Origin of the sequence: Streptomyces sp. ISL-43, assembly GCF_018614195.1 — a bacterium.
Taxonomy (GTDB): domain Bacteria; phylum Actinomycetota; class Actinomycetes; order Streptomycetales; family Streptomycetaceae; genus Streptomyces.
Genome location: NZ_JAGGOT010000127.1, coordinates 1 through 6,745, shown reverse-complemented (window position 1 = coordinate 6,745; position 6,745 = coordinate 1). Strand labels below are relative to the sequence as shown.

Below are 6,745 nucleotides of genomic sequence, written 5' to 3'. Positions count from 1 at the left end.
GTCCCCGACCCATCAAGGTCGCCCGTCCAGCCTTCCCCTCACCTGTGGCTCCCGGATGGCCCGGGTGCTCTTGGGCTTGAACGCTCGGCTTCACACCCCGCCGTTACCAGCGACGCATGCGAGCGCGGGGACGGACCCTGGACACTGGCCCGAAGTTCAGCCGATCGATACCTCCTTCACGTGGCTGTCCTCACTTACCTGGAGCGACCTCGTGTCGCACACTGAGCACTTCAGTTGGCGAGTCTCGCCAGATGAGGCGCTCAGTCGTGTCAGGTCGTGTCGGAGACCTGCCGTTCGTGGGCCGTCGCCAGCTGTGTCTGCACCCTGGCGTGCCGGAACTGGTACACCGCGCCTTGTTGCCGAAGAATTCCGCGACGGTGGGCCTCGTCCAGGAAGGTCATCAGGCGCCAGGGTAGCTTGCCGGTGCCGCACAGCCACAGGCGTGTGGTGAGGAACCAACCCCAGGCGCTCAGGGCGATAGCGAGGGATCCGACCAGAGGCCAGATGAGCGCCGAGACGATGGCGGTCTGGGAACGCTCCCGTTCTGGCACAGCTAGGAAGAGCAAAACGGTGGCAAGGCTACCGAAGAAGAACATGATGAGGCCCAGGGCGATCGCTGTCGTTCGGTCCGTGCGCAGACTCGCTCGCGGGCTCAGTGCGTAGACGATGTCCACCGGTGAGAACAGCCACCTGTGCAGTGCGGCGACGATGCCGCTGACCAGACCGATGGCCAGTCCGCCTACGAGGCAGAGGGTCACGGCGTTGCTGAACAGCAGCCTCGGGGCCGGGCTGTACAGCCAGTGAGCCGTCTGAAGGGGCAGTCCGTTCATGAAGTCGGCGTAGGTGTCGTCGGGAAGTTTTACGACCACCAAGTCGAAGCCGAAGCGGTCTCGTTGGACGTGAAGCTCGATGCGCCCACGGTAGGTGGTACACCGGAATTCTTGCCCTCTCGCGCACACCTTCTCGGCCACCTCCGGCGTATGCGCCCAGCTGCCGTCCCCGCCATCTTCACGGACAACCCCAACCTCAACCTCATGTGAGGCGTGCAGGAACGGCTTGCCGTCCGGTGACCTGCAGCCGCTCCAGCCACCCGGGGCGACCGCGCAGTGGACGCCCGGGCGCAACGTAAACACCTTGAAGCCTGCGGGAAAGGCCTGGTGCATCTCGGCCCTGATGGCTAGTGCGGTTCCCGCCGCCAGTCCGAGAGGAGCGCCGAGGCAGAATCCGGCAATCAGCCCAGCGGCCAGACCCCGGCCCACCGCCTGGCCCAGCCTCTGCCACTTCCTGGCTCTCCCGCTGGTCCTAGGGGGGGCCACCTGTGTGCTCCTGACATCCGGGTTGACCCTCGCTCCGCGGACAGCTGTCAGTGCATACAGCAGCGTCGTGATCACCACAGGAACGCCAAAAATGAGGGCATCGCCGCGCCAAAGCAGGTAGGAGCCGACCGTGGCCAGCACAGCGGCCGCAGCAAAAACGAGGGCTGTCCTGGACTGGCGACGGCCGCTGAAAGACGCAGTGGAGGGTACCGGCTCGCCGACGATGCCGATCACAGCCAGGACCACGGCGGTGGCCATGCCTCCGGCCATCACCAGCCAGAAGGCTTGATCCGGCGAGTACGGCACCCCGACCAAGGGGCGGTAGCCGAATACATGGCCACTGAGGCTTCCTCTGGTGCCGACGATGACACCAAGGACGGCGGCCATTCCGACAACCGAGAAGAGCCATCGTAGGGCGCGGCCCCGCTGGACCAGCGTCAAGCTTGGAGTATGCGACAGGGCGGCGTATCCGATACAGACGCCGATCAGCGAGGAGGTGGCTACCACGAATGCCGCCAAACCCGTCGCCGGAGCCAGGGCGGTGCCGATCGTGACGCCCCCGGCTCCCAGAAGCAGGATCGGCCCAAGGCGGCGCAGCGGCCACGGCAACGCCAATCGCAGGCGCCACCAGGCAAGATCACGGGCTTGACTACGTTCCAGGTGTGCGGCGAGGAACCCGAGCCACCGACCAGCCCGGCCAGCGTCAGGAGAATCACTGAAGGCCGCCGGCACGAATCCCTCGAGCAGGTGCTGCTCGAGGGCGGCAGGGTCGGTGAAGCGCAGATCGAGCAGCTCCGCGGGGTCGGCCCTGCCATCGCTGTAGACGGCACGCGCCATCGCCACCATCAGCGGCGTCTGGAAGACCTGGCGCACCGTACGGCAGACGGGAGCGTCCGGATGATCTCCTAGGCGGGCGAGGACCGGGTCCCAGCGCGTCGTCCGTTCTCCCGCAGCTCCTCGCACCGGTCGCGCGGTGCGTACAAGGTAGGCGCTCACGTCGTCGAAGGAGGGCGGCCTCAGTTCCAATACTGCGGCCGATGTGAAGGCATCCCCACTCTCGACCTGCTCGGCATAGTCCTGCGTTCGGCAGGTCAGCAGGACGGGGGTGGCGGTATCCAGCTCAGCGTTCATCCTGCTCACTGCACGGGTGCGCAGGGGTGGGGGAATCTCGTCCAGACCGTCCAGTACCAGCAGCACCCGGCCGTTGGCCAAGAGCTCCTGGACTCGCGGGATCCCTGTGGTGGCCAGCGAGGCCGCCGTCCAGGTACTGAGGCTCTCGCGATCCGGCCGCCAGCTGGAGAGCGACAGGATCACCGGCACGGCGTCGCCGGGTTCGCGCCGACGTAGTACGTCCAGAGTGAAGCGCAAGGCCAGGACCGTCTTGCCGCTCCCTGGAGCACCAAGTACCACCATCCGCCTGGAGGGCACCCGGTTGAAGACCTCGGCGATGTTCTCCCAGCGGTCGCCGGAGTCTACGGTGTCGTCCCAGCCGCCGCATGCGTCGGACAGCCACGGTTCCGCCAAGGCCCAGGGCACGGGCAGCGGATCGGGGTCCTGCAGCCGACGCAGCCGCCACTCCTCCTTCCACTGGTCCTTGACCGCGTCGGCTAGTCGCCCCGCGAGGCGGTCCAGCCGCTCGGGGGAGGCAGCCTCGCGCTCTGCTTCGGCGACGTCATGGAACAGGGCCCGCGCCGATTCGAAGACGGCCACAAGGAATCCCAGCACCGCGATCAGAAGCTCGGGGTCGGCGAGACCCTTCCCGTTCAGCGCTGTGACGATGATGACGGCAGCGGTGATGATCAACGTCGTCACCCAGATGCCACGCCGCATGTACCGCACGTCAATGCCCCCGTGGCGACCGATTTCCTGACGGAGGAATACTTTCTGTAACCACCTCGGCACCGGAACGCGCCGCGCCGGGCCGCGAGACTGCTTCTGAATGGGCTGCCCCGGGCGGAGACAGCGACCTCCTGAGGTCATCCCAGGCCCGACGTGCAGCAAGGTCCTACAGATCAGTCCGAGCGAGCCCGGCCGCAGTGCCCACGGGTCGAGTCGCCAGACTTGACCTGCCAGGACATGGGATGGAGCTCAATCCGCCAACTCGATCGCTCACCTGCCAAATGAAGTGCTCAGTCACACCACTGTGCCGACGCACGATAGGTGTCACCAAGACGGGTTCGGTCTGACCGGCCACAGCGAAGGGCTCACCGCGATCGCGACAGTACTGGTCCTGCCGGGGTCCTGCCCGGATGACCCGCCTGTCCAGCGCCGAATCGGCGCTGTTTCTGAGATACGTTCATAGGGACTCATACCACCGTGAACGCCAAGAGAAAGGGCATTCCGTGGCAGTTGAACTCTCCAAGAACCTCAAGCAGTATCTCGACAAGCCGATCTTCGTCACCGTGGCCACCATCCAGCCCGATGGCAGCCCGCAGGTGTCGCCGGTTTGGATCAAGCGTGATGGCAACGACCTGCTTTTCTCGACGACCGTTGGGCGCCGTAAAGAGAAGAATCTCCAGCGCGACCACCGCGTCAGCGTCGTCGTACAGGACTTCGACGCCCCGTACAACTACGCCGAGATCCGGGGCGAGGCCACCGTCACCGCAGAGGGCGGCCCCGAGCTGATCGACGAACTGGCGATGAAGTACGCCGGCAAGAAATACGCCGAGTTCAACCCGGCCGCGGTCCACGACAACCCCCGCGTTGTCGTCCGGATCTCCCCACGCAAGGTCGTCGGCATGGGCAACCTGGCCTGACAGTGAGAATGTGACGTGGTGATACTCCTGACGGGGTCTGAGGTTGGCCCCCGCGCCCCCAGGCGCACGAACGGGCTCCGGCGAGGGAACCCACGGCGGTGCGCACCTGCCGCTCTCACGGAGAGGGCGTGCAGGGCGTTCGCCGTGCACGCATCGCAGCGAACGGCACGCAGAACGCGGCCCGATGCGCGCAACCACAGGGAAGTACGTCAGACCTGCGGTTCCGCATCAGCAAGGCAAGCTTGTTGTCACCAGATCAGCACGCTACCTGTCACCGACGGCCGGTTCGGCGCGGTTGTTGTCACCGCCTGCGCAGCGCTCCGATCAGCTGACCAGGTCGTCGTCCTCCGACTTCCTCACTCAAAACTCCGCCGTCGATCTTGGTAACAGTAAGCCTGCCTTTGTGACACCTATCGAGCTTCGGCTCAAGTAGGTGTGCCAAAGCTCGGTAGTTGTCACTGACGGCACCGAATAGGCTGCGAAAGCATCCGGGGCGAAGCAGCCTGACTGTCACCAGAGAGGCACGGTACTTGTCACCCACAGTCGATTGGCGGCCTTCCTGTCACCGGGTCAAAGCGTGACTCGCGAGGACCTCATCGCCATGCTTCGCGAACAGACCCCGGCATGCGGACCTGCCCGTGATGCCTTGATTGCCGGGGGTGCCTTCGTCGTCTGGGACGGTCTGGTCCCTGCCAACCGGCACGCGGGTGTGTTCGGGATTCGAATCCGCACAGCTGCTCGGCGCGGCCACACAGTCGAGGGCCTTGCCGCCACTGTCGACATCCTCCGGCAGGCTGGGGAAGAGCTTCTCCGTACCGGTTGCATTGACTCTGTGGACATGTCGTCCGTGTTCACGATCTTCCTGAACTCCTCAGCGACAGAAGTCCTGACCTGCGCAGGCGGGCCCCGGCCCAACCCCCTGCAAACGCCAGCAGACGTCCCCGAGTGACAACACGCCGGCCTTGGTGTCAACTCTCGTGCTTCGGCTCAGTAGGCCTTGAGCCGGGGCCGCACCGGCCTCACTTCAGTACCCAAGGTCGAGGTAGTCGATGTCCGTGAACTCGACGAGGAGGTCGCCAGCGCGGCGGCCGCTGTCCTTGAAGTAGGCCTCTTGAAGAGCCTCCGCCGCGATCTGCTGAAGCTGAGCCTCGGACGCCCCCGTCTCCTGCGCGGCGAACAGGCGGCTCGCGTACTCGGGCGGTACGTGCTGGGTGATGCGCCGCATCCGCCCGTCATCCGTGGTCCCTGGGGCGGCGGTGAACCCGAATCTGGCCCGGGTCTCGATGACCAGGCCGGTGCGCTTCGCAGCCTGCTCCCGGGCGCGCTTCTTGACCAGGGGCTGCCAGCGCCGGGTCACCTCGGCCACCATGCGTGCGGCGAGTTCGGGGCGCGGGGTTTTGATCTGGTCTTTGACGTACCGCTCGACGGTGCGTTGGGAGATGGTCAGGAGGGTGGCGACGGCTTTGGTGGAGCCCTTGTGCTGCTTGACGAGGTAGCGGATCTGGGCGCCGGCGGACTTGGGGATGGGGCGGGTGCCCTTGGTTGCGGCGGCCCGGTCCAGGCTGTCCCCGACGATGCCCACCTGTTTTCCACCCCTGCTCGTGTTCGTCGGGAGTCACGATAGCCGTCGGGGCCGTAGCCCCGAGTTGGTGTCGGGTGCCGCATCACACGGTTCGGGCGAAGCCTGCCCGCGGCGAATCGCCGACAGGCCTGCGCTATCGGAGGCTGGCGGCTCGGTAGTATCCGCGCTACGGGAGGAGATCGCCCGCGAGGCCCGCGCAGCCGCAGCCGACTTCGCCGACCTCACCGATGACGAACTGCTGGCACGCGAAGCGGAGCTCGACCAGCGATGGGTCACGATCCGTGAGGAACACCAGCGGATCTTCAACGAGCGCCGGAAGATCAAACGCGAGACGAGCCGACGCGGCCTGTTCCTCCCACCAATCCATGACGACGACGCCGACTCGGACGCATCGCCGCGCGAGAAGCTGGAAGCCGCACTGGCCGAATCGAAGAAGCGCCGGCAACAGCGCCCCTGACGGCCAGCCTGGCAGCTTGGCCAGTTGGGGCGACAGGGGAAGCTGTTCAGAGTTTCTTTACTTGATCAAGGCGGCCCGCTGACGCGGCCCGCGCGCGCTCCGGCCCTGCGGGGCCGCCGCCCGCTCCTGTCTCCGCCCCGCTTGCCGACGGCCCCGCCGGTCCGGGCGCGCAACAGCCAGCAGCGGGGATTGTTCTGGGGCTCTGCCCCAGGCCCCGGCCCTCTCTCCGAGGGGCGGGCGACCCGAGTACGGGTGTGGGTTCGTCGTGGTGAGTGGTCACGGGGCGCGGGAGGCGTCCCTCGTCGCCCGGTCACCGGAGGCGTACCAGGAACCCCCGGGGGCCGCCAAGGCCAAGCGCAAGCGTCACGGCGTGAGCCTTGGCGGCCCCCGGGGAACCCTGGTACGGCGAAGCTGCCCGACCGACGAGGGACCCCTCCCGCTCAGGCCCCGATTCTGCTGGCGCCCCGGCCCTGCCGGGTTCCGGCCGCCTGCTCGGCACCAAGCGCAGTGGTGGGTCACCGCTTCCGGCGGGTATCTGCTGGATAGCCCTCGGTTGACTCGTCGGACCGGCGTACCGTGGCGCTGGAGGTGGTCAGCAGATGACTACGGAACTGGGTTCTGGCACACATTCCGT

4 protein-coding genes are annotated in these 6,745 nt (G+C 66.6%); 2 read left to right on the top strand and 2 right to left on the bottom strand.

Annotated elements, in window-relative coordinates; translation table 11 throughout:
- Positions 1 to 269 precede the first annotated feature (269 nt).
- Positions 270 to 3,146 (bottom strand): NACHT domain-containing protein, encoded by a 2,877-nt coding sequence (locus J7F03_RS40610; protein WP_214958239.1) that lies wholly within the window; start codon positions 3,144 to 3,146, stop codon positions 270 to 272.
- Positions 3,147 to 3,658: 512 nt separating this feature from the next.
- Between J7F03_RS40610 and J7F03_RS40605 the strand changes: the two genes are divergently transcribed.
- Complete coding sequence (locus J7F03_RS40605) at positions 3,659 to 4,072, top strand: PPOX class F420-dependent oxidoreductase (protein WP_308380183.1); 414 nt, start codon at positions 3,659 to 3,661, stop codon at positions 4,070 to 4,072.
- A gap of 1,024 nt (positions 4,073 to 5,096) precedes the next feature.
- Here the strand turns inward: J7F03_RS40605 and J7F03_RS40600 are convergent.
- A complete protein-coding gene (locus J7F03_RS40600; protein WP_214958237.1) occupies positions 5,097 to 5,654 on the bottom strand; it encodes an XRE family transcriptional regulator in 558 nt (185 codons plus the stop codon).
- 67 nt (positions 5,655 to 5,721) lie between these two features.
- Between J7F03_RS40600 and J7F03_RS40595 the strand changes: the two genes are divergently transcribed.
- Positions 5,722 to 6,111: a hypothetical protein gene (locus tag J7F03_RS40595; RefSeq protein ID WP_251073228.1), complete on the top strand. Its 390-nt coding sequence runs from the start codon at positions 5,722 to 5,724 to the stop codon at positions 6,109 to 6,111.
- Positions 6,112 to 6,745 lie beyond the last annotated feature (634 nt).